The organism is Kibdelosporangium persicum (assembly GCF_013280595.1).
GTDB classification, from domain to species: Bacteria; Actinomycetota; Actinomycetes; order Mycobacteriales; family Pseudonocardiaceae; genus Kibdelosporangium; species Kibdelosporangium persicum.
In genome coordinates, this window is sequence record NZ_JAAATY010000016.1 from 136,084 (window position 1) to 156,989 (window position 20,906).

At 68.6% G+C, this 20,906-nt stretch carries 21 protein-coding genes and 1 pseudogene; 11 read left to right on the forward strand and 11 right to left on the reverse strand.

Features of this window, described 5'->3' with window-relative positions; genetic code table 11:
• Positions 1-39: 39 nt before the first annotated feature.
• The gene (locus tag GC106_RS26715) at positions 40-1,410 is read right to left on the reverse strand and encodes a cystathionine beta-synthase (RefSeq protein WP_173136191.1); all 1,371 of its coding nucleotides are present in this window, start codon (positions 1,408-1,410) and stop codon (positions 40-42) included.
• 49 nt (positions 1,411-1,459) lie between these two features.
• Positions 1,460-2,647, reverse strand: coding sequence for an amidohydrolase (locus tag GC106_RS26720; protein WP_312872869.1), 1,188 nt, complete (start codon positions 2,645-2,647; stop codon positions 1,460-1,462).
• A gap of 94 nt (positions 2,648-2,741) precedes the next feature.
• On the opposite strand from GC106_RS26720, the gene GC106_RS26725 reads away from it, so the two are divergent.
• From GC106_RS26725 to GC106_RS26735, 3 genes are all read left to right on the forward strand, one after another.
• A complete protein-coding gene (locus GC106_RS26725; RefSeq protein WP_173136195.1) occupies positions 2,742-3,674 on the forward strand; it encodes a hypothetical protein in 933 nt (310 codons plus the stop codon).
• 70 nt (positions 3,675-3,744) lie between these two features.
• Positions 3,745-4,515, forward strand: a complete 771-nt coding sequence (locus GC106_RS26730) for an SGNH/GDSL hydrolase family protein (RefSeq protein WP_173136197.1) — start codon at positions 3,745-3,747, stop codon at positions 4,513-4,515.
• A gap of 75 nt (positions 4,516-4,590) precedes the next feature.
• Positions 4,591-5,811 carry an acetyl-CoA C-acetyltransferase gene (locus GC106_RS26735; RefSeq protein ID WP_173136199.1) on the forward strand — a complete coding sequence of 407 codons (1,221 nt, stop codon included), beginning with the start codon at positions 4,591-4,593 and terminating at the stop codon, positions 5,809-5,811.
• A gap of 110 nt (positions 5,812-5,921) precedes the next feature.
• Here GC106_RS26735 and GC106_RS49750 read toward each other — a convergent pair.
• From GC106_RS49750 to GC106_RS26760, 6 genes and pseudogenes are all read right to left on the reverse strand, one after another.
• A pseudogene (locus GC106_RS49750) lies at positions 5,922-6,287 on the reverse strand (RICIN domain-containing protein); the annotation flags it as partial.
• Positions 6,288-6,438: 151 nt separating this feature from the next.
• Complete coding sequence (locus GC106_RS26740) at positions 6,439-6,933, reverse strand: hypothetical protein (RefSeq protein WP_173136201.1); 495 nt, start codon at positions 6,931-6,933, stop codon at positions 6,439-6,441.
• Positions 6,934-6,964: 31 nt separating this feature from the next.
• Positions 6,965-7,600, reverse strand: a complete 636-nt coding sequence (locus tag GC106_RS26745) for an ESX secretion-associated protein EspG (protein ID WP_173136203.1) — start codon at positions 7,598-7,600, stop codon at positions 6,965-6,967.
• The gene (locus tag GC106_RS26750) at positions 7,600-8,997 is read right to left on the reverse strand and encodes a hypothetical protein (RefSeq protein WP_173135959.1); all 1,398 of its coding nucleotides are present in this window, start codon (positions 8,995-8,997) and stop codon (positions 7,600-7,602) included. The genes GC106_RS26745 and GC106_RS26750 overlap by 1 nt, the downstream gene beginning before the upstream one ends.
• A complete protein-coding gene (locus GC106_RS26755) occupies positions 8,994-9,371 on the reverse strand; it encodes a hypothetical protein (protein ID WP_173136205.1) in 378 nt (125 codons plus the stop codon). Before GC106_RS26755 ends, GC106_RS26750 begins: the two co-directional genes overlap by 4 nt.
• 374 nt (positions 9,372-9,745) lie before the next feature.
• On the reverse strand, positions 9,746-10,558 hold the full coding sequence (locus tag GC106_RS26760; protein ID WP_173136207.1) for a Bax inhibitor-1/YccA family protein: 813 nt from the start codon (positions 10,556-10,558) through the stop codon (positions 9,746-9,748).
• 225 nt (positions 10,559-10,783) lie between these two features.
• Between GC106_RS26760 and GC106_RS26765 the strand changes: the two genes are divergently transcribed.
• The 6 genes from GC106_RS26765 (at position 10,784) to GC106_RS26790 (ending at position 15,872) form a co-directional block, all read left to right on the forward strand.
• Positions 10,784-11,869, forward strand: a complete 1,086-nt coding sequence (locus GC106_RS26765; RefSeq protein ID WP_246366758.1) for a polysaccharide deacetylase family protein — start codon at positions 10,784-10,786, stop codon at positions 11,867-11,869.
• A 63-nt stretch (positions 11,870-11,932) separates the two neighbouring features.
• A complete protein-coding gene (locus GC106_RS26770) occupies positions 11,933-12,421 on the forward strand; it encodes a SigE family RNA polymerase sigma factor (RefSeq protein WP_173136209.1) in 489 nt (162 codons plus the stop codon).
• Positions 12,418-13,257, forward strand: a complete 840-nt coding sequence (locus tag GC106_RS26775; protein WP_173136211.1) for a hypothetical protein — start codon at positions 12,418-12,420, stop codon at positions 13,255-13,257. The genes GC106_RS26770 and GC106_RS26775 overlap by 4 nt, the downstream gene beginning before the upstream one ends.
• 64 nt (positions 13,258-13,321) lie before the next feature.
• Complete coding sequence (locus GC106_RS26780; protein ID WP_173136214.1) at positions 13,322-14,299, forward strand: ATP-binding protein; 978 nt, start codon at positions 13,322-13,324, stop codon at positions 14,297-14,299.
• Between the two features lie 28 nt (positions 14,300-14,327).
• Positions 14,328-14,720 carry an SCO5389 family protein gene (locus tag GC106_RS26785; RefSeq protein ID WP_173136216.1) on the forward strand — a complete coding sequence of 131 codons (393 nt, stop codon included), beginning with the start codon at positions 14,328-14,330 and terminating at the stop codon, positions 14,718-14,720.
• Positions 14,721-15,041: 321 nt separating this feature from the next.
• On the forward strand, positions 15,042-15,872 hold the full coding sequence (locus GC106_RS26790) for a coiled-coil domain-containing protein (RefSeq protein ID WP_173136218.1): 831 nt from the start codon (positions 15,042-15,044) through the stop codon (positions 15,870-15,872).
• A gap of 505 nt (positions 15,873-16,377) precedes the next feature.
• Here GC106_RS26790 and GC106_RS26795 read toward each other — a convergent pair.
• Both GC106_RS26795 and GC106_RS26800 read right to left on the reverse strand, forming a co-directional pair.
• Positions 16,378-17,202, reverse strand: a complete 825-nt coding sequence (locus tag GC106_RS26795) for an alpha/beta fold hydrolase (RefSeq protein ID WP_173136220.1) — start codon at positions 17,200-17,202, stop codon at positions 16,378-16,380.
• Positions 17,199-18,884: an SDR family oxidoreductase gene (locus GC106_RS26800; protein ID WP_173136222.1), complete on the reverse strand. Its 1,686-nt coding sequence runs from the start codon at positions 18,882-18,884 to the stop codon at positions 17,199-17,201. The genes GC106_RS26795 and GC106_RS26800 overlap by 4 nt, the downstream gene beginning before the upstream one ends.
• A gap of 150 nt (positions 18,885-19,034) precedes the next feature.
• Between GC106_RS26800 and GC106_RS26805 the strand changes: the two genes are divergently transcribed.
• The gene (locus GC106_RS26805; RefSeq protein WP_173136224.1) at positions 19,035-19,721 is read left to right on the forward strand and encodes a class I SAM-dependent methyltransferase; all 687 of its coding nucleotides are present in this window, start codon (positions 19,035-19,037) and stop codon (positions 19,719-19,721) included.
• On the opposite strand, the gene GC106_RS26810 is transcribed toward GC106_RS26805, so the two are convergent.
• Entirely contained in the window at positions 19,698-20,447 is a 750-nt protein-coding gene (locus tag GC106_RS26810) for a MerR family transcriptional regulator (protein WP_173136226.1), read from the reverse strand. The two genes, GC106_RS26805 and GC106_RS26810, sit on opposite strands and share 24 nt — an antisense overlap.
• Positions 20,448-20,466: 19 nt before the next feature.
• On the opposite strand from GC106_RS26810, the gene GC106_RS26815 reads away from it, so the two are divergent.
• Complete coding sequence (locus tag GC106_RS26815) at positions 20,467-20,868, forward strand: hypothetical protein (protein WP_173136228.1); 402 nt, start codon at positions 20,467-20,469, stop codon at positions 20,866-20,868.
• The last annotated feature ends 38 nt before the right edge of the window (positions 20,869-20,906 follow it).

Sequence of the window (20,906 nt, forward strand, 5' to 3'; positions counted from 1 at the left end):
CGCTACTGGCGCAACACGCTAACCGATCGGCGCCGACAGTCAGCTTCCGGCCAGGTAGCCCAGCAGGTCCTGCCGGGTCACCACGCCCGCGGGCTTGCCGTCGACGAGCACCAACGCGCCGTCGGCACCGGCCAGTGCCTTCATCGCCACGTTGATCTGCTCGTTCGCGCCGATCGTCGGCAACGGCGCCGTCATGTGCTTGTCCAGCCGGTCCGCCAGGTTGGCCTTGCCGGTGAACAGTGCGTCAAGCAGGTCACGCTCGTTGACCGCGCCCACGACCTCGGCGGCCATCACGGGCGGTTCGGCGCTGACGACGGGCATCTGGCTGACGGAGAACTCACGCAGGTACGCGACCGCGTCCGCGACCGTCTCAGTGGGGTGCGCGTGCACGAGCTCGGGGACACGGCCGTCCTTGCGACGCAGCACGTCACCGACCGTGCCACCGCTGTGCTCCGGCGGCAGGAAACCGTACGACGCCATCCAGCGGTCGTTGAAGACCTTGGACAGGTAACCACGGCCGCCGTCCGGCAGCAGTACGACGATCACGTCGTCCGGGCCGCACCGCTCGGCCAGCCGGACCGCGGCCGCCGCGGCCATCCCGCACGAGCCGCCGACCAGCAGCGCCTCCTCACGGGCGAGGCGGCGGGTCATGGTGAACGAGTCCGCGTCGGAGATCTCGATGATCTCGTCGGCGATGTCGCGGTCGTACGTCTCCGGCCAGAAGTCCTCGCCGACGCCCTCGACCAGGTACGGACGGCCCGTGCCGCCGGAGTACACCGAGCCCTCCGGGTCCGCGCCGATGATCTTCACGCGGCCGTCGGAGACCTCTTTGAGGTAACGGCCGGTGCCGGAGATCGTGCCGCCGGTGCCGACGCCCGCGACGAAGTGCGTGATCCTGCCCTCGGTCTGGCGCCACAGCTCGGGGCCGGTGGTCTCGTAGTGGCTGACCGGGTTCTGCGGGTTGGCGTACTGGTTGGGCTTCCAGGCGCCTTCGATCTCGCGGACCAGCCGGTCGGAGGTGTTGTAGTACGAGTCGGGGTGCTCCGGCGGGACCGCGGTCGGGCAGACCACCACACGGGCGCCGTACGCCTTGAGCACGTTGCGCTTGTCCTCGCTGACCTTGTCCGGGCAGACGAAGACGCACTCGTATCCCTTGCGCTGGGCCACCATGGCCAGGCCGACGCCGGTGTTGCCGGAGGTCGGCTCGACGATCGTGCCGCCCGGCCTGAGCTCGCCGGACTTCTCGGCCGCCTCGATCATCCGCTCGGCGATCCGGTCCTTCACGCTGCCGCCGGGGTTGACGTACTCGACCTTGGCCAGCACCAGCGGCCGCAGGCCCTCGGTCACCGAGTTCAACCGGACCAGCGGCGTATTGCCGATGAGATCGACGACGTGCTCGACGTACTCCACCACTGTCTCCTTCTGGCGGCCCTCGTGGGGCAGTGCGACTCGAGCCAGCCTAGCTCGCGGTTCCGAGCCAGGTCAGGGCGGCGACACGGAGTGCGTCGACGCCCGTCGTCAGGGTCGGTTCCAGCACCGGCGCGAACACCGACGAGTGGTTGCTCGGCAGCGCCTCCATCCCGCCGCGCTGGAACGCCTCCATCACCACCTGGAACTCCAGGCCGCCCCAGAACCAGAACACCGTGGGCACGCCCGCGGCCTCGCCGAAGATGCCGATGTCCTCACTGCCGGTGATCACCGGCATGGTCATCACCTTGTCGGCACCGAACCTCCCGGTGAACGCCGCGACCGTCCTCGCGGTGGCCTCGGGGTCGCTCACGAGCACGGGCGCGCTGTCGTTCCAGTCGAACTCGGGGTCCTTGACCGCGCCGCTCGCCGCCGCCTCGGCCCGGACGATCCGCTCGATCGCGGCTCGCACCAGGTCGTGCGTCTGCTTGCTGTACGTGCGCATGTTGATGCCCAGCTCGGCGGTGTCCGGGATGACGTTGTCCTTGGTGCCCGCGTGCACCCGGCCCACCGTGACCACCGCGGTCTCGGCGGGCGGGACCTCCCTGGCGACGATGCCCTGCAACCGCGTGACGACGTTGGCGGCCATCAGGATCGGGTCGACGGTCGTCTCCGGACGTGATCCGTGGCCGCCGCGGCCGTGCAGCGTGACCTGGACCGAGTCGGCGCCCGCCATCACCGGTCCGGTGCCGTAGCCGACCATTCCGGCGGGCAGCGGGCCGACGTGCTGGCCCAGCACGATGTCCGGCTTGCCGAACCGCTCGAACAGGCCGTCGGCGACCATCGCCCGCGCGCCCTGCGCGGTCTCCTCGGCGGGCTGGAACACCAGCATGAGCGTGCCGGACCACTCGGCCCTGGCTTCTATGAGAAGCTGTGCCGCACCGACCAGACAGGCCACGTGCATGTCGTGGCCGCAGGCGTGCATCACGCCGGGAACTTTGCTGGCGTACGGCAGGCCCGTCTTTTCCTCTACCGGCAAGGCATCCATGTCGGCGCGGAGCATGACCACCGGACCGTCACCGTTGCGTAGCAGGGCGACGATTCCCGTCCCGCCGACTCCGGTCGTGACTTCGTAGCCCAACGGAACGAGTACGGCGGCGATCCGCTCAGCGGTCCGGTGCTCGTGTCCGGAGAGCTCCGGGTGTGCGTGCAGATCACGGTAGAAATCGGCCAGGTCCACTCGGCTCACTGTAATCGACCTGCGCTTTTTCACTCGTCCGGATCTTCACGGGCGGCCGGGGCCGACGTATCGTTCATCACGGGGAGTGTTTTCCATGAAACTGAGCGTGCACCTTCTCCTCGAGAGAACAGACCATCCGGACATCCACGAGATCGGCGGGCGGCTGTTCGCGGTGGGGCCCGCACCGCCGCGTGAGGTGCTCGTCCCGGACTTCGGCATCAGAGTCGCCGCCAACTCGGTGTACCTGCCCGCGATCGGGCTCGACCCGGAATGGTCACGGGCCCTGGCGCACAACGGGCTCGTACGCGGCATGACGGGCTCCCATACCGTGCATGTCGAAGCACGGCAACCCCTATCGCAAGTACTCGCCGAACTGCTCGCCCGGTACACCTCGACCCGCTATCGCACCGAAGTGCCGTTGCTGGACATCATCCGTGCCGTACCGCCACGGTCGAACGTCGTGGCACAGCTGGATCTGACGTTGCGCCACCGGGTGCGAGCCGGGCTGAACGTCGGGCCGCGGGAACCCGAACTGCGGCACCGCGGCGAGTTCTACGTGTTCGCCGAAGACCACTGGTTCCTCGTCGACCGGGGCCACCTGGCCGCACTGGAGGGCACACTGGCCGCGATCCCGGACGTGACAGGCGAAATCGCGTTACAGCCGTGTGTTTCCCTTGCCCGGCACGCGGATCTGATGACCCGCGAGATGGACCTGGTGTTCACCACGCCGACGTTCGCCCGGGCGAGCGCGACCGCCAAGCGGTACCGGGAATGGCCGTCCTGCCGGGAGGAACTGTCCGGCGTCCACGCCGCCGAATGGCCGGGCTGGACGGTGGGCGAACCGCGGTTCGTCTACGCGGTGGATCCCCCGGGCGCGTTGCCGTTCCTCAACAAGGTCACCCTGCTGCACAACATAACGAGGATCCGCCGGTACGGCTTCGAGGTCGCCTTCGCCCGCCACCCCATCCCCACCTGCACCGTTCCCTTCCCCCGGACCGAAGGTCTACCTCTTCGTAACCCCCATTAGGGGACATTCCGGGTGCCCTGGATGTCATGATCCGTGTACAACTGGGATCAGGCTGCGAGGGGAGGCGACCATGGGGATATTGCGAGGGATTCGGGTCGCCGCTGTGGCTCTGGGCGGGGTGGGCGGGCTGTCCGGCGCGATGTACGGACTGCTCACCGGACAGGGCAGGCGGGCGCGGACATTGATCGGGCGGTCCACAAGCGACCCCCACCGGGCGGACGGGCTCTACGAGGGCGGCGTCGGCAGCGTGCTGAAGTTCGCCGTACTGGGTGATTCCCTGGCCGCGGGGCTCGGTGCGGAGAACGCCGAGGAGTTGCCGGGGGTGTTGCTCGCCCGCGGTCTGGTCGAGGAGACCGGCCGTTCGGTGCGCCTGACGACGTACGCCCGGGTCGGTGCGACCACGCGGACGTTCATCTCCCAGGTCGACCAGGCGGTGGCGGACCCGCCGGACCTGGCGCTGGTGATCATCGGCGGCAACGACGTGACCGGGAAGATGCGGGTCCGCACATCCGCGGCGTTGCTGGGCATCGAGGTGGCCCGGCTGCGGCACGCGGGTGCCGCGGTGGTCGTCGCGACGTGCCCCGATCTCGGCACGATCAGGCCGATCCCGCAGCCGCTGCGCTCAGTGGTGCGGCAGTGGGGACGCATGCTCGCCAAGGCGCAACGGCAAGCGGTGTTGCGGGCCGGCGGGGTGCCCGTGCCGATCGGTGACCTGATCTCGTCGGAGTTCCACCTGCGGTATTCGGAGCTGTTCAGCCCGGACCGCTTCCACCCGAACGGCGCCGGATACCGGCACGCTTCGAATGTGCTGCTGGCACCCCTGTGCCAGGCAGTGACGTAGCTCCCCTGGCGAACCCGGCCGCGGCGCCTAGGCTGACTGGTGAGTAACTTCTCACCGGAGCAAAGGAGCTGCACCATGCCCGAGGCCGTCATCGTCTCGGCCGCCCGATCGCCGATCGGACGAGCCGGCAAAGGATCGCTGGTCAGCATCCGGCCGGACGACCTGGCCGTCCAGATCGTGCGCGCGGCGCTGGACAAGGTGCCCCAGCTCGACCCGGCCGAGATCGACGACCTGATCCTGGGCTGCGGACTGCCCGGCGGCGAGCAGGGCTTCAACATGGGCCGCGTGCTCGCCGTCGAACTCGGCTACGACCACCTGCCCGGCTGCACCGTGACCCGGTACTGCGCGTCCAGCCTGCAGTCGACCCGGATGGCCTTCCACGCCATCAAGGCGGGCGAAGGCGACGTGTTCATCTCGGCCGGCGTGGAAACGGTGTCCCGGTTCGCCAAGGGCAGCTCCGACTCGTGGCCGGACACGCACAACCCGCTGTTCGCCGACGCCGAGGCCCGTACCGCGTCGGCCGCCTCGCAGGGCGCTTCCTCATGGGAGGACCCGCGTTCGTCCGGCCAGGTGCCGGACGTCTACATCGCCATGGGCCAGACCGCGGAGAACCTGGCGCTGCTGAAGGACGTCTCCCGCGAGGACATGGACCACTTCGGCGTGCGCTCGCAGAACCTGGCGGAGAAGGCGATCGCCGACGGCTTCTGGGCCAAGGACATCACGCCGGTCACGCTGCCTGACGGCACCGTCGTGTCGGCGGACGACGGCCCGCGGCCGGGCGTGACGTACGAGAAGACCTCGCAGCTGAAGCCGGTCTTCCGTCCCGACGGCAGGGTGACCGCGGGCAACTGCTGCCCGCTCAACGACGGCGCCGCGGCGCTCGTGATCATGAGCTCCGACAAGGCCGCTGCCCTCGGCGTCACGCCGCTCGCCCGGATCGTGTCGACCGGTGTCTCCGGCCTGTCGCCGGAGATCATGGGCCTCGGCCCGGTCGAGGCCTCGCAGCGCGCGCTGGCCCGCGCGGGCATGTCGATCGACGACATCGACCTCGTCGAGATCAACGAAGCCTTTGCCGCGCAGGTGATCCCGTCCTACCGTGACCTCGGCATCGACATCGACAAGCTGAACGTCAACGGCGGCGCGATCGCCGTGGGCCACCCGTTCGGCATGACCGGCGCCCGCATCACCACGACGCTCATCAACTCCTTGCAGCACCACGACAAGCAGTTCGGCCTGGAGACGATGTGCGTCGGCGGCGGCCAGGGCATGGCCATGGTCATCGAACGCCTCAGCTGATCTCCGTCACTGGTGCGGGACCGGCCGTCCCGCACCAGGGCGTTGGCGCAGCCGAGCCACCAGTGCACGGACGGACCCGCGACCATGTCGTCCGGCTGGCCGGCCTGCGCGAAGTTGTGCGTCGCGTTGCCGAGCACGAACAGGAACTTCTGGCTGTGCTGGTTGAGCATGAGCCCGCCGGACCGGTTGACGCCCCACCGTTGGCTGGCGCCGCCGTGGCAGTCGAACTGCACGGCGTGCGCGCCGTTGTGCGTCTGGAAGCCGGCGATCTCCAGGCACTTTCCACTGTGGACGTTCTGGACGATTTCCGGTCGCGGTGTTGTAGTGCCACTGCTGGTTGGTGCCGCCGTGGCAGTCGAACTGCACGACCGCGCGAAGTTGTCCGTCCGGAAGCCGATGACCTCCAGGCACTTGCGGCTGTGCTGGTTCTGGATCAGTTTGTGGTAGCGGATCTCCGCCGACGCGGGCGCGGCCACCCGGCGAACAGGGTGATGCCGATCGCCGTCAATGCGAGCAGGATTCGCGTCTTGCCCATGAGCTCTCCCCTCTCGGTCAGGAGAGAGCGTCGTCCGGGACCGTTCCCGTCCGGAAGGGAGCCCGGTCCCGGTCCACTCGGGAACGCCGGCGTCAGCCCTCGATCTCCCTGTCCTTCTCCTCGCCGCGGCGGCGCAGGTAGTTGAAGCCGGGGATGCCGAGCACGGCCTGCCGGACGTCCTTGGCGACGTCGAGCAGCTCGTGGATGTCCGGGCCGACCCGGTCGAGGGTGCCCAGGATCGGCATGATGTCCTCGACCAGGTGCTCGGCCAGCCTGGGCAGTTCGTCCACCAGCTTGATGGCGGCTTCGACCTCGTGCGCGGACATCTCGGCGGCGAACTGGACCATCGGCTTGGTGGCCCGCACGACGTCCTCGGCCGCGATCGCCACCACCCGGGCGTGTTCGACCGCGGCCTCGGCCGACGTGATCACCGTGTCGGTTCGTTCGACCAGTTCGTTCGCCCGGCGCACGGCCTGCTCCGCGGCGGTGAGCAGGTTGAACACCCGGCCCGGGATCGAGACCACCGTGGTCACGGTCTGCACGGCCCAGCCGAATACGGTCCGCGGACCGGGGATGTTGAGCGCCATACGTCGATTCTGCCGAAAATCCGGCGCCGGCTCAGATCGCCGCCTGAAGCATCGCCGAGATCCGGTTCTTGTCGGCGGGCGCGTAGGTGAGCCAGCCGTTCTGGGCGTACGAGATGTAGCGGCCCACGTCGGTGTCGAACCAGGTGAGTTCCAGCTTGCCGACCACGCTGAGCTGCCCCAGCCGGTGCCGTGGGCGTTTCAGGTACGTGCTCGCGGTGGCGGCGTCGGAGGTCTCGCAGTCCGCGGTGAACGTGACCGAACGTCCTTGGCCGGCCTTCTCGTCCGGCAACAGGTCGACCATGCCGCGCACGACACCGCCCGGTTGGTCGAACCGCAGCACCTGGCCGTCCTGCACGACCCGGTACGCCCGTGTGCCCGCGCTCACCACCAAGGCGCGGGCACACGAGCCGCCCTCGATCCCGACCATGGCCACGGCCGAATCGGGTTTCCCCATGGTCGTGAGGGCGTCCTCCACCTCGGTCGAGGGTTTGCCGCGGTGGGCCAGGCCGCGGCGTTCCAGGTCGTCGAGCACCGCGGTCCGGATGCCCACCCGTTGTTCCCAGGTCACGCCGTTGTGCGGGATCTCGAAGGGATAGGCGGGGGCTTCGATGCGCAACTGTTCCCGGAGGATGTCCATGGCCGCCAGGGACAAGGCGAAGTCCGTCATCACTCTCCGATCACCGGCTGCGCGGTCTGCTGATCGACCCCGAAGATCGCGTTCGGGTCCGGTTCGACCAGGTAGTCGGGCCGTTGGTGCTCGTAGTCCTCTTCCCGGTTGGCGTGTCCCGCGGGCACTCCGCCCATGCCCATCCCCGGCACGCCACGCGCGCCAGGCGCACCCGGCCGGGTGGCCGCCGCGTTCGGGCCGCCGGGCGCGACCGGTCCGACACCTGCCCGTGCGCCCGGTCCGGGCTGCTGGGCCGAGCCGGCCGGTGGCATGGCGGTTGCCGGGCTGCCCCCGACGAAACCCGTTGAGAAGCCGCCGGTTCCAGGCGTACTACCGCTGAACCCGTTCGACGGCACGAAGGAGCTGTTGATCGGAGTGAAACCTTGTTGCGTGGTACGGAAATCCGGCGCCACCGGAGGCGCGGGCGTCGGCGTTGGCGTAGGCGTAGGCGTAGGCGTAGGCGTTGGCGTAGGCACCAACGGATCCGGCACCGGCCGTACGGGATTCGGCGACGCGGGCGGGCGCGGCGTGATCCCCGGCGGCTGCTGGGGAGTGAGCTGCGGCCGTTGGGTCTGCTCCTGCAACACGTCGCGGGTGCCCTGCGGCTGGTGCCCGTCGAGCTGGGTGACGAAGTTCTGCGTGGACTGCCCCGAACCGGCCATCGTGGGCGGTGGGGCGAACGCGGGCATCGTGGCTGCGTAGTCGATCAGCGCCTTGTCGTACTTCTCGACCGCCTCGGCGGCCTGGCGGTGCGCGGCCTCCTGCGCGGCGGCGTTCTCCCGCAGCTGGGACATGGCCTGCTGCTGTGCGACCGGATCGGTCTGCGCGTTGGCCTGCTGCAAGGCGTCCGTCATGGAGAAGTTCCCGGGCGGCGGCACACTGTTGCGGATGTCGGCGGCCAGCTGCGCCTGTGCCGTCAACCGGTTGCCCGCCAGCTGCGAACCCTGCGCCACCGAGTTGAACCACGTGCTCAGCGAGCCGGTGAAGGCCCGTGCCGCGTCCGCACTCGCGCCCTGCCACTCGGACGCGCTCCTGGTCACCGACTTGTGCAGCGCGTCGGACAGTTCGACAAAGGCGTTGCCCAGCTTGGTCCACGACGAGCCGATCGTGCCGACCTGGCCGGGATCGTTGCGGCCGTCGACCATCTTCTTGAGCTCTTCGTGCGAGTACCCCATGTAGTCCGGATTGGGCGGGGCGCCGAGCTCCCGGTACTCGGCTCCCTCGCGCAGCCGGTTGCCCTGGGTCTTGGTCTGCTTCCGCAGGTCCTTCTCGGCCTTGTCGAGCTTGCGCTGCGCTTCCCGGTACGCGTCGGTGCCCGGCTTCTTGCCGGCCAGCTCCTCCTGGGCGTTGTGCAGCTTGCGGAACGAGTCCGCCAGGTTGCGTTCCTTCTCGGTCATACGCTGCTCGACCCCTCGATCATGCCGCCGTTGGCCAGCTCGACGGTGGCGTAGCTGTCCATCGCGGTGGACAGCCCGGACTCGAGGTCGTCGAGCACCTTCTCCACCTGCACGAGGACTTCCCGCAACGACCGCTCGTCGCCGGACGCCACCAGCCGGGCGTGCTCGGACACGAACACACCGCCGGGCGTGTTGCTCAGATACGGCTCACGGTCGATCTGGTCGAGCGTCTTGCGATGCGCCTCGAGTTCGGCGCGCACCTTGGCGACCGCGTCCATGATCGGCTTGCCGCCCTCTTCGGTCAGCAGGAAACCGCCCGCGCTCGCGGCCTCCACCAGGTTCTTCGGCGGTGCCGGGTTGATCTGGCTGCTCATGAGACCTCCTCCTCCGTCAGAGAAGAGGCACCACCCCCACACCCGGTTCCCCCAACCTCACCCACACCCCGTGTCCACCACTCCAGCACCCCGAAACACCCGCACCGACACCCCGTGTCCACCTTTCCGGCACCCCGAGTCCACCGTTCCGGCACCCCGAAATGCGCACACCGGCACCCCGAAATCGCGGTGCCGGTGGTAGTGCGACATCGGGGTGCCGGAACGGTCAACTCACCGTGCCGGAAAGGTCAACTCATGGTGCCGGAGTGGTGGACACGGGGTGCCGGAGTGGTGGACACGCGGGGCCGGGAGGACAGAAAACCGGACCCCGGCGCTGGGCCGGGGTCCGGTGTGGGTTCAGCTTGAGACCGATGTCACTCGCTGCTGTTGAGTGCCCAGAGCAAGCGCAGGATCTCGACGTACAGCCAGACCAGCGTGGTCATCAGGCCGAACGCGGCGTACCACGCCCACTTCGACGGCATGCCCTGGCGGATCATCTGGTCCGCGAGGTCGAAGTCGAGCAGGAGCATGAACGCGGCGATGCCGATCACCACGAGGCTGAAGATGATCGCCAGCGTGCCGTTGCCGCGGATGCCCATGTTGACGCCGAACAAGCCGAGCACGAGGTTGATCAGCATCAACAGGACGGCGCCACCGGCCGCACCGATGACCCACTTGGTCAGCTTCGGCGTCACCTTCACCGCGCCGGTCCGGTAGACCACCAGCATCACCGCGAACACCAGACCGGTGCCCAGCAGCGCCTGGAAGGCGATTCCGGGGGCGAACGCCTCGAACACGCCGGTCAGCGCGCCGAGGAAGACACCTTCGGCCGCCGAGTAGGTCAGGACCAGACCCGCGTTGGGGGTCTGCTTGAAGATGACGACCAGCGACACGACCAGGCCGACCAGACCACCGATGATCAGCGGCGGGTACGGGCTGATCTGCTGGCCCAGCACAAGGACAGCCGTGATGATGCCGGTCAGCAGGGCGACGCCCAGCGTCGTGGCGGTCTTCATCACGACGTCGTCGACGGTGATCGGGCGGTCCGCCTGAGTCGGCGGCGCCTGGTCAACGCCGTATCCGGGCATACCACCCTGTGGGTAGCCCTGCGGACTGCCGAAGCCCGCGTAACCAACGTTTCCGCGGGTCTGCAAGTTGCGGAACGCGGGGTTGCTCGAAGAACGCACCTGATCCTCCATGGGCCTGTTGTGGCCTTCACCGGGTCCAACGGCCGGAAGCGCCCGTGTGTTCCCGTCGGTAAAGCAGATTTTACTCTGATCGATCCAACCAAATCGATCAGGCCAACGGCAGCCTAACGCGTCCGGCTCGCGCGATGTGTTCGGTTCGTGACCTTCACCTGCGGTTTTCAACCTCCTGTCACGTCCCCGGACGGGCGGTCTACCTTGTGGGTGATGGGTGCACGCAGAGCGAGGGACTGGCGGCCGATCACGCTGGCTACCGCGTTGATCGCGACCTTTGTGATCCTACTGGGCATCGGCATGCGGAAGCCCGAGGAGGCCAGGCCCGCGCCGGTCGCCACGGCCACCCCACAGGACTGGATGCGCAAACTCGCACCCGGCGAGCGTCCGCCGCAGTTCGTGCTGTTCTCGTTCGACGGCGCGGGATCGCACGACCAGTGGCAGCGCCTGCTCGACCTGGCGGGCAGGTCGAACGCGAGGTTCACGGCCTTTCTGTCCGGCGTGTACCTGCTGGCCGACGACCAGCGCAAGCAGTACACGGCGCCGGGGCGCGCGGCCGGGCAGTCGTCGATCTCGTTCGGCGGATCACCCGACGAGGTCAGGACCAGGATCGCCGACCTGAACACCGCGGTGCAGCGTGGCATCGAGATCGGCACGCACTACAACGGCCACTACTGCAGCCCGCGGTGGACCACCCAGCAGTGGCAGTCCGAGCTGCGGCAGTTCTTCCAGTTCGTCGACCAGGCCGGCGTGCAGGGCCTGAAGATCGACAGCACCGCCGTCAAGGGCGGCAGGCTGCCGTGCCTCGAAGGCAAGTTCGACGCCGTGTTCGACGCGATGAAGAGCCGTGGCCTGACCTACGACTCCAGCCAGGTGTCCGACGGCGTGCTCTGGCCGGCCAAGGAGAAGGACATCTGGGAGTTCGCGCTGCCGATGGTGCGCATGCCCGCCGTGAACAACAAAAAGGTCACGATGGTCGACTACCAGATCTGGGAGGCGTTGAACCGCTCGAAGGACGACAAGTCGAAACGTGACGAGTTCGCCAGGGCGACACTCGAGCTGTACCGCGCGGCCTACGACGCGACGCTGCGCGGCAACCGGGCGCCGCTGCTGATCGGCAACCACTTCCTCGACTGGGCCGGCGGCGGTTTCGGCGTCGCGGCCGAGCAGTTCATGGGTGAGGTCTGCGGCAAACCGGAGACCGTGTGCACGACGTTCTCCGACGTGATCAGGTGGCTGGAACTGCAGGACCCGGCCGTGCTGGAGCAGTTGCGCAGCCTGCCCGCCGCCCAGACCTGATCGCACGGGCAACTTTTCCCGGCTCCCGGATCGTCCCCCGGTACGGCAGAAGGGAGTCGCCCCATGGGGGTCCGCGACCGGGAGTTCGCGCAGTTCGTCGACGCGAACACCACTCGGCTCAGACGCACGGCATATCTGCTGTGCGGTGACTGGCACCGCGCCGAGGACCTCGTCCAAGTCGCGTTCCTGAAGGTCTACAAGTCGTGGCCGAAGGTCGCGTCGTCACCGCTCGGTTACGCCCGCCAGACGCTGACCAACACGGTGATCGACGAATCACGCAGGTTCTGGCGGCGGGAGCAGCCGACGTATCCCCTGCCCGACACCGCGGGGACGAACGCCGACCAGGACATCGCACTGGATCTGCGCCGGGCCATGGCCGCGCTGCCGCCCAGGCAGCGCGCGGCCGTGGTCCTGCGGTACTGGGACGACCTGCCCATCGCGGCGGTCGCGGACCTGCTCGGATGCTCTGAGGGAACCGTGAAAAGCCAGTGTGCCAAGGGATTGGCCGCGTTGCGCGAGATGGTCACCGACCGGCTGGAGGGACACCGATGAGCGATCACGAGAGCGCGCAGGCCCGAGAACTGCTCAGCGAGCTGCTGCGCGACGAACCTCCGGTGACCACCGACTCGGCCACGCTCGTCCGCAAAGGGCGCCGACGCGCGGTGATCGTCCGCTCAGCGGCCATCGGCGGCGTGACGCTCGGCGTCGTGGGGGCCGTGCTTGCCGCCACACTGGCCCGGCCTGAGCCGGACATGTCCCCGGCTCTGCCGGTCGTCACCACCACGTCCCAGACGCCCACCAAGATGCGCCTGTTCACCGAGGACGACCGGTCCCGCAGGCTAAGCAGGGCTCTGCAGGACGCCAAGGACCAGTTCATCCCGCCCGGGCTGATCGTGGCGGCCGAACCGGACACCTGGGGAGTCGAGACGGCGCTGCAGGTCGTCAAGGCGAACACCAACGGGTTGCTGCGGCCGCAGTGGGCGTACTTCGCCAGCGTCCATGTGGGCAACGACAAGGATGGCTACGGCTCGCTGTCGGTGCACGTCAACAGCACGGGCACCGAGGGCCGATGCGCCACACCCGGCGTACCACCACTCAACAACGACGTGCTCGTCGAATGTACGGACACGACACTGCCCGACGGCACGCGGGCGGCGGTGAGCCGGTACGAGGGCCGCAGTCCGACCGGCTTCAGCGGCCACGAAAGCTACCGGCAGCTCGCTGTCGAAGCCGTCCGCCCGGACGGCACACGGATCTACGTGTCCGCCACGAACCGGGCGCCGGGCATGTACATGGCTTCCCCGGGAGCGGTTCCGCTCCGGGCCGAGCCACCGCTCGGCACCGCCGACGTGCTGAAAATCGTGCAACTGCCGGGCATGAGGTTCTGAAGGCAGGTCCCGACCGAGTGACCCGACTTGCGCCCGGATAATGAAAACCGATATCAATGTCGGGGTGAAGATCGCTTTCGTCGGAAAGGGAGGCAGCGGCAAGACCACGCTGGCCTCCCTGTTCCTGCGCCACCTCGGCGCCGCGTCGCGGCCGGTGCTGGCCGTGGACGCCGACATCAACCAGCACCTGGCCGGCGCACTGGGCGCCTCGGAGCCGGAGACCCTCGCCCTGCCGACGCTCGGCGAGAACCTGCCACTGATCAAGGACTACCTGCGCGGCGACAACCCGCGGATCGCCTCGGCGGCCGAGATGGTCAAGACGACCCCGGCGGGTCGCGGATCGCGCGTGCTGCGGGTGGTCGAGGACAACCCGATCTACGCCGCCTGTGTGCGCGAGATCGACGGTGTCCGGCTGGCCGTGACGGGTCCGTTCGGCGAGGAGGACCTCGGTGTCGCGTGCTACCACTCGAAGGTCGGCGCGGTCGAACTGATGCTCAACCACATGGCCGACGGACCGGGCGAGTACGTCGTGGTCGACATGACCGCCGGTGCCGACTCGTTCGCGTCCGGCCTGTTCACCCGGTTCGACGTGACGTTCCTGGTGTGCGAGCCGACCGTGCGCAGCATCGGCGTGTACCGGCAGTACCTGGGCTACGCCAAGGACTTCGGCGTCAAGGTGGCCGTGGTCGGCAACAAGATCTCCGACGACGAGGACCTCGCGTTCCTGCGTGAGCACGTCGGCGACGACCTGCTGACGTGGGTGTCGCGGTCCGGGCACGTGCGTGCGGCCGAACGCGGTGAGATCCGTCCGATCGACGCCTTCGAGCCGGAGAACCGCGAAGCACTGCGCACCATGCAGGCACTGGTCGACGCGACCAGCAAGGACTGGCGGCGCTTCCAGGACCAGGCCGTGCAGTTCCATCTCCGCAACGCGCACGCATGGGCGAACGAGCGCACCGGCCGCGACCTCGCCGGGCAGATCGACCCGGAGTTCACTCTTGGGGCGGTCCCGCTGGCGGGCTCGGCCGTCAACGCTGGATAGCACCAACCGCAGAAACACGGAGGAATCCATGTCCTTGGACGTGCCAACCGCGTTGCTGGAGAAGGCGGAGCGTGGCGATGTCACCGACGCCGAGTTCGTCGACTGCGTCCGGGTATCCCTGCCCTACGCGTGGGATCTGATCAGCGAGGTGGCCACCAGGGCCAAGGAAGGCACCGCGGAGTTCGCCGACAACACCACACCGCCGCCCAGCGAGGCCGAACGCGGCCAGTTGCTGCGGGCACTGGCGTCCGACGCCATCCGCGGCGGGCTCGAGCGCCACTTCGGCGTGAAGCTCAGCTTCCAGAACTGCCACCGGGTCGCGGCGTTCCTGCCGTCCGCTGTGGACAGTGACCGGTACCGCGCGTTCATCTCGCCGCGCGGCCAGCTGCTCAACCAGAGCCCCGAGCTGCGCGACTGCTGACGGGCGTCCCCGATGCGGCTGCCGGCGCGGCCGCATCGGGGACACAATGCCCGGCTACTTCAGCAGGATCACCGCGACCGAGACGCACGGCGCCGGGTCACATGCTTCGAAATCACCCGATCAGGCGGCGGACATCGTGCTGGAGGCGCTACGTGACCGCCCCCAGCATGCCTATTTACCCCGACTCCGCCGCGGCAGACGGCGCCGACCGGGTGAAGTTCGGCAAGGGGAACGGAAACTGTCCGCAGCCACGGCGGCGTCGGCGCGAATGAGCCGAGGGTTCCACTGGTAGATCTGGACACGGCGGGTAGCCTCGCGAGCATGGCTCCCGCCGACGCCCCGATACCGCTCGGTTTCGACGTGGTCCGCCACGGTTACGACCGGGCGCAAGTGCAGCAGCACTTCACCAATCTGGAGTCGAACCTGCGGCGGATCACCGCCGACCGGGACAACACCCGTGCCCAGAACGCCGAGCTGAGCAGACAAATGGACGCGTTGCGGGCGGAACTGACCCAGTTGCGCGAACAGGTCAACGGCGCGACGCAGCCGCTCACGGCAGCCGATGAAGTGCACAAACAGCTGCGCGTAATGCTCGATGTGACCCGCGCCGAGGCGCTGGAAATCACCGCGCGCGCCCAGGCCGCGGCCGAACAAACGTTCGCGAGCGCGCACCAGGCCTCGGCCGCCTTGCGCAGCCGCTACGAGTTCCTGCTCGCCGAACTCGAAGCCCAGCAGGCGCAGATGCAGTCGGAGCATAAAGCGGCACTGGACCAAGCACGAACACATCTGACAAAGATGTCCTCGGAGGCGGAGGAACGCCGCAGCAAATTCGGCGAACAAGCCGACGCGCAGCACCGCCAGGTCGAACAGGAATTCGAATCCGCGATGGCGGCCCGCCGAGCGGCACTCGACCAGGAAATCGCCGAACGCCGGCTCAACAGCAAACGCGAAGCGGACAAACTCGTGGCGGACGCGACCGCCGAGGCGAATCGCCGGACGACCGAGGCCCAGCAGAAGATCGACCAGTTGACCGGCCTGCGCCAGCGAGTGTCCGAGCGCCTGCGGGAGACGGGCCGGCTGCTCACCCAGAGCTCGAACCTCCTGGAACCGCTGGACACGGAGGCGGACATCATCTCGGGCAAGTCGCAGTAGGCCATCCGGGTGGTTCCGGTGCGGACGTTCCGTTCGCACCGGAAGTTGTCCACAACCGGCCAGTAACCCCTTTGACCAGGCCTTATCGCCGGTAGACTGGGTCCGGGGTCGCCCCCGGGTTCGGGTGGGGGCTGGGCTGGCGGTGTTGATCAAGGGCCATGCGGGGTGTTGGGGTCGGCATGCCGGGGCCCGGTCAGCGTGCGGCTTCCCCGGCGACATGGCCATCAGCTTGAGCTGTCAGCGTGCGGCTTCCCCGGTGTCTCGGCTGTCGGCTTGAGCTGTCAGCGGCTTCCTCGGTGTCTCGGCTGTCGGCTTGAGCTGTCAGCGGCTTCCTCGGTGTCTCGGCTGTCGGCTTGAGCTGTCAGCGGCTTCCCCGGTGTCTCGGCTGTCAGCAAGCGTTTTCCTCCGTGCCCTGGCCGTTTCCTCGGAGCGATGGCTTGGCTGTCAGCGAGCGCGTTCCCCGGCGCCTTGACCGTCGGCGAGCGCCTGCCCGGCGCCATGGCTGTCAGCGAGCGTTCTCCTCGGCGTCCTGGCCGTCGGCGGCGACGGCTGACGCCCGAGCGCAGGTCTCCAGAATCGTCCGAGCCACCAGCTCAGGCTCGTCGTGCATCGGCACGTGCCCGCACCGAGGCAGCGTGACGTGCCGAGCCTCCGGCAGCAGCTGGGCGGCGCGCCGTGCCTGGTTCGGCCACAGAATCCGGTCCCGCGTGCCCCACGCGATGGTCACCGGCACGCTCGGCGCCACGCTCTGGAAGAAGTAGTCCCGCCCGGCCCGAGCCACCGAGTCGAACCCGGGCGCGGCGGCCATCGAAGCGAGATCGGCCAGCATGACCTCGAGAGGCACCCGCGACGGACGCCCGAACAGCAGACTCCCGCTGGCCAGCCGGAACGACTTGCGCGTCATCATCGCGGTCCGGGTCCGCTCAGGCAGCCGCCCGGTGGCCCGGATCATCGACAGCACCCGCAAAGCCCAGGCCCGGCCCCGGGCGGTCGCCCAGAATCCGGCCGGCGACAACGCCGTGACGGATGAGGCGTGCCCGGCGGAGGCGAGTTCCAACGCGAGCATTCCGCCCAGCGAGTTCCCGGCCAGGTGCGGCCGGGTTATCCCCATCGCCTTGAAGCTGTCCACAGCCGCATCCACAGCCGCGGCCACCGTGTACGGCTCGGGCAAAGCCGGGGAAAGCCCGAATCCAGGCAGGTCCACCGCGATCACGTCGTGCGACTCGGCCAGCCGGTCCAGCACCGGCTCCCAGGCCTGCCAACGGTGCCCGATGCCGTGCAGCAGCACCAGCGGACTGCCTGACCCGCGGCGTTCGTACGAAATGTTCACCTGTCCACCCCGATTCGTGCGAGGCGCCGGACGAGCCCCGGCGCGAACCGTGCAAGCAGAAGTCCGAGTTTCGCCTCGGGCGTCACCGGCACCACGGCACGGTTGGCCCGCACGGCGGCGACGATCGCCGAAGCGACACGGGAAGGCGGGAAGTTCCGCCGCCGGTACATCCGGGAAACGCGGTCCCGCAACGAGTCCTGGGTGGACGAGGCCACGCCGACGAACGTCGCCGCCCGGGTGATGGGTGTGTCCACGAAGCCCGGGCAGATCGCCGAGACACCGATGCCGGACGGCTCCAGGTCCGCCCGGAGCGATGCGGACAACGCCAGCACCGCGGCCTTGGTCGCGGAGTACGCGGGCAAGGCGCGCGAAGGCAGGTACGCGGCCGCGGAGGCCACGTTGACGATGTGCCCGCCTTCCCCGGCCTCGGCCATCAGCGACCCGAACACCTGGCAGCCGTGCACGACTCCGAGCAGGTTCACGTCGATGATCCGTGACCAGTCCTTCGCGGTCGTCGCCAGAAACAGCCCGGCGATGGCGATTCCGGCGTTGTTCACCACGATGTCGGGCACGCCGTGCTCCACGACTATCGCGTCGGCGAGCTGCCGCATCGCGCTCTCGTCCGTCACGTCCAGCTGGTAAGCGACGGCCGCGGGGCCGATCAGGTCCGCGGTCTGCTTGGCGGACGACAGATCGATGTCCGTGACGATCACATCCGCGCCCTCACGGGCGAACGCGAGCGCCGTCTCGCGCCCGATTCCGCTGCCCGCGCCGGTGATCAGAACGAGGCGGTGCGCGAACGACGAAGGCGCGAGAGCCCGTTGCAGACCGCGGGTCACCGGCTCGCCCTCGATGTGCGAGACGAACTCCTCGACCATCCGCGCGATCACCGCCGGACGCTTCGAAGCGATCCAGTGGCCACCGAACACCTTGCGGCGCCAGAGGTTCGGCGCCCACCGCGATACGTCCTCAAGCAGCGACGGAGTGACGTAACGGTCGTGGACCGGCACGATCATCTGGACCGGGACGTCGGTGCGCTGCTCGGAGGCGGCCTTCATCCGTGGGAAAATGTTGGCTCGGTACAGCTTCATCCCATCAATACCATCCGAAGTGGACGGTACGGAGGTCAGACCTTCGGCACGGGCGATCATCTTGCCCACGCCGAGCCGCCACGCCAGCGCCGCGAGGAACGGCACGTGAAAAGCCAGGATGTACCAGGAATGCAGCTGCTGCCAGACGACTTGGGCCAGGTTCCGGGGCGTCGGACGGGCCAGCCGTCGCCGCGTCCAGTAGGCGACGTGATCGAGGCAAGGCCCGGAAATCGTGGTGTACGAAGCGATCCGGGCGGTGCCGGACGTCACCGCGTACCAGGCTTGGATCGAGCCCCAGTCGTGCGCGACGACGTGCACGGGCCGCGTCGGGCTGACTTCGTCCATGACCGCGAACAGGTCCGAGACCAGGTGCGGGATCTGGTAGTCCGAGACGGCACGAGGCCGCGTGGAGGCTCCGGCACCACGAACGTCGTAGGTGACGACGTGGAACTGCGAGGCGAGGCGCGCCGCGACACCGTCCCATGTCGTGTGGTCGTCGGGGTAGCCGTGGACCAGCAGGACAGTCGGATCGGCCGGGTCGCCCTGCTCGTAGACCGCAAGGGACACGTCACCCGATTCCACCGTTCGCATGGCCGCTCCCGCCGTCGTCTCTGACAACGAGGAACGTTACAACGGCCATTGACATCATCGCAATGACCAATCGGCGTTTTCGCAGGTCAAATGCGGTTACCGCAAGTAGGAAACACGCCACCGCAGCCGGAACTGGTGGATGCTGATGCCATGGCAACTCCTGACGCAGTCCCTGTCGATTACGACAGCAACCCGGACCGCTACCGCAGCGGAGCACGGTTGTCGAAGGCGTACTCGCAGGCCGACCTCTATGCGCGGGTGGCATCGCGGCTGACCGGCGCGGACCTCGTGCTGGACGTCGGATGCGCCGAAGGCGTGCTGCGTGAGGCCATGCCGGACACGCGCTTGATCGGCCTCGACATGGCGATGACGTTCCTGCGCACACACCCGGCGCCGCGAGTCCGGGCCAGCGCGACGGCAATCCCGTTCCAGGACAACACTTTTGACGGCGTCACCACCTTGAACATGCTGTACCACCTGGCAGATCCGACGCAGGCGCTGCGAGAAGCCAAGCGGGTCCTCAAACCCGGCGGGGTGCTGATCGCGTCGACGATCGCGCGCTCGGACTCGCCGGAGTTCGCCGCGTACCGGGAACGCCCACCGAGCACGTTCGACGCCGAGGAGGCGCCGGAGATCGTCCGTGGCGTGTTCGACGAGGTCGAAGTGGACGCCTGGGACGCGCCGCTGGTCACGCTGCCCACCAAGGCGTCCGTTCGGGACTACCTGCTGGCCAGGCGAGTCGACGAAGAAGCCGCGGAACGCGCCGCGCGGGAGCTCGATGTGCCGCTCACCGTGACGAAGCGGGGCGCGTTGCTAGTCGCTCGCAAGCTTGTCTGACTTGAGCAGGGCTTCGAGCCGGTCACCGAGCATGTCGGGGATGACGCGCGCGGTCGACCTGGCCACGGCCGCCGTCAGCGCGGAGATCACGACCGGCGGCAGGCGACGCAAAACGTCGGCGTAGTACGGAACCTCGTCGCCGCTGGGCAGCCAGTCCTCACCCTTGGGGTCGAGCACGTACCGCCGGACCAGCCCGACCATCAGCCCGGCCACGTGATCGACCTCCCGCTGCAGCACGCCGGCCAGCTCGATCACCTCGTCCAGCGGGACACCGAGTTTGACCAGCTCGTATCCGGCTTCCAAGAGCCGCGGACTGGGTGCGACCAGTCCCGCACCCTGCCGTTGCAACAGCCCGAGCCGCAACGCCTGGCGGGTGTTGGCGATGGTCAGCTGGTTGCCGAACATCTTGCGCAGTTCGCGGACCGTGATCGGGGTCGGCAGTTCGGACGACCACGGCACACCCATGGCCTCTTCCAGGCCGAGCACGTCGGCGAGGCTACGGCCGGACTCCCACGCCGCCAGCATCTCGGCGATCTGCGCGAACGCGTAGCCGCGGCCGAGCATGTTGGTCACCAGCCGCAGCCGCGACAGGTGCGCGTCGGTGTAGATCGCCGTCCTGCCTCGGCGGATGGGCGGCGGGAGCAGGCCCCGATCCTGGTAGACCCGGATGTTGCGCACCGTCGCGCCGCTCACCCTGGCCAGGTCGTCGATCCGATACTCCGCCACGCTGGCATGCTAGGTGGTCATGCGGATGGTGATCGCGATAGTGGCCACCGTGGCGGGCGCTGCCGCGGTCGTGTACAGCACGTTCCTGCCGTGGTACCGCGACCGGCAGGGCAGGCAGATCCCGCTGAACGAACTGTGGAACGGGGTCACGCCGACCACGACCGACATGATCAACTCGCTGTTCGTGCCGATCGTGCTGGCCGTCGCGTTGTGCTTGGCCGGCCTGGTGATCGGCAGACGCTGGACGATGGCGCTCGGCGCGTTCCTCGCGGTCGTGGTGTTCGCCGTGTTCCTGGGCCAGCAGATGCAGGTCGAAGCGCTCGCGTCGCAGTTCAGGCAGGGCTTCTGGAACACCGCGGGCGGTTGCGTGCTGCTGCTGGTCGGCGCGATCACCCGGCCCGCGCGGCACAGGAGCGGCTGATCGGCCCAACTTTGTGGACCCCCGTCGGCGTCTACGGA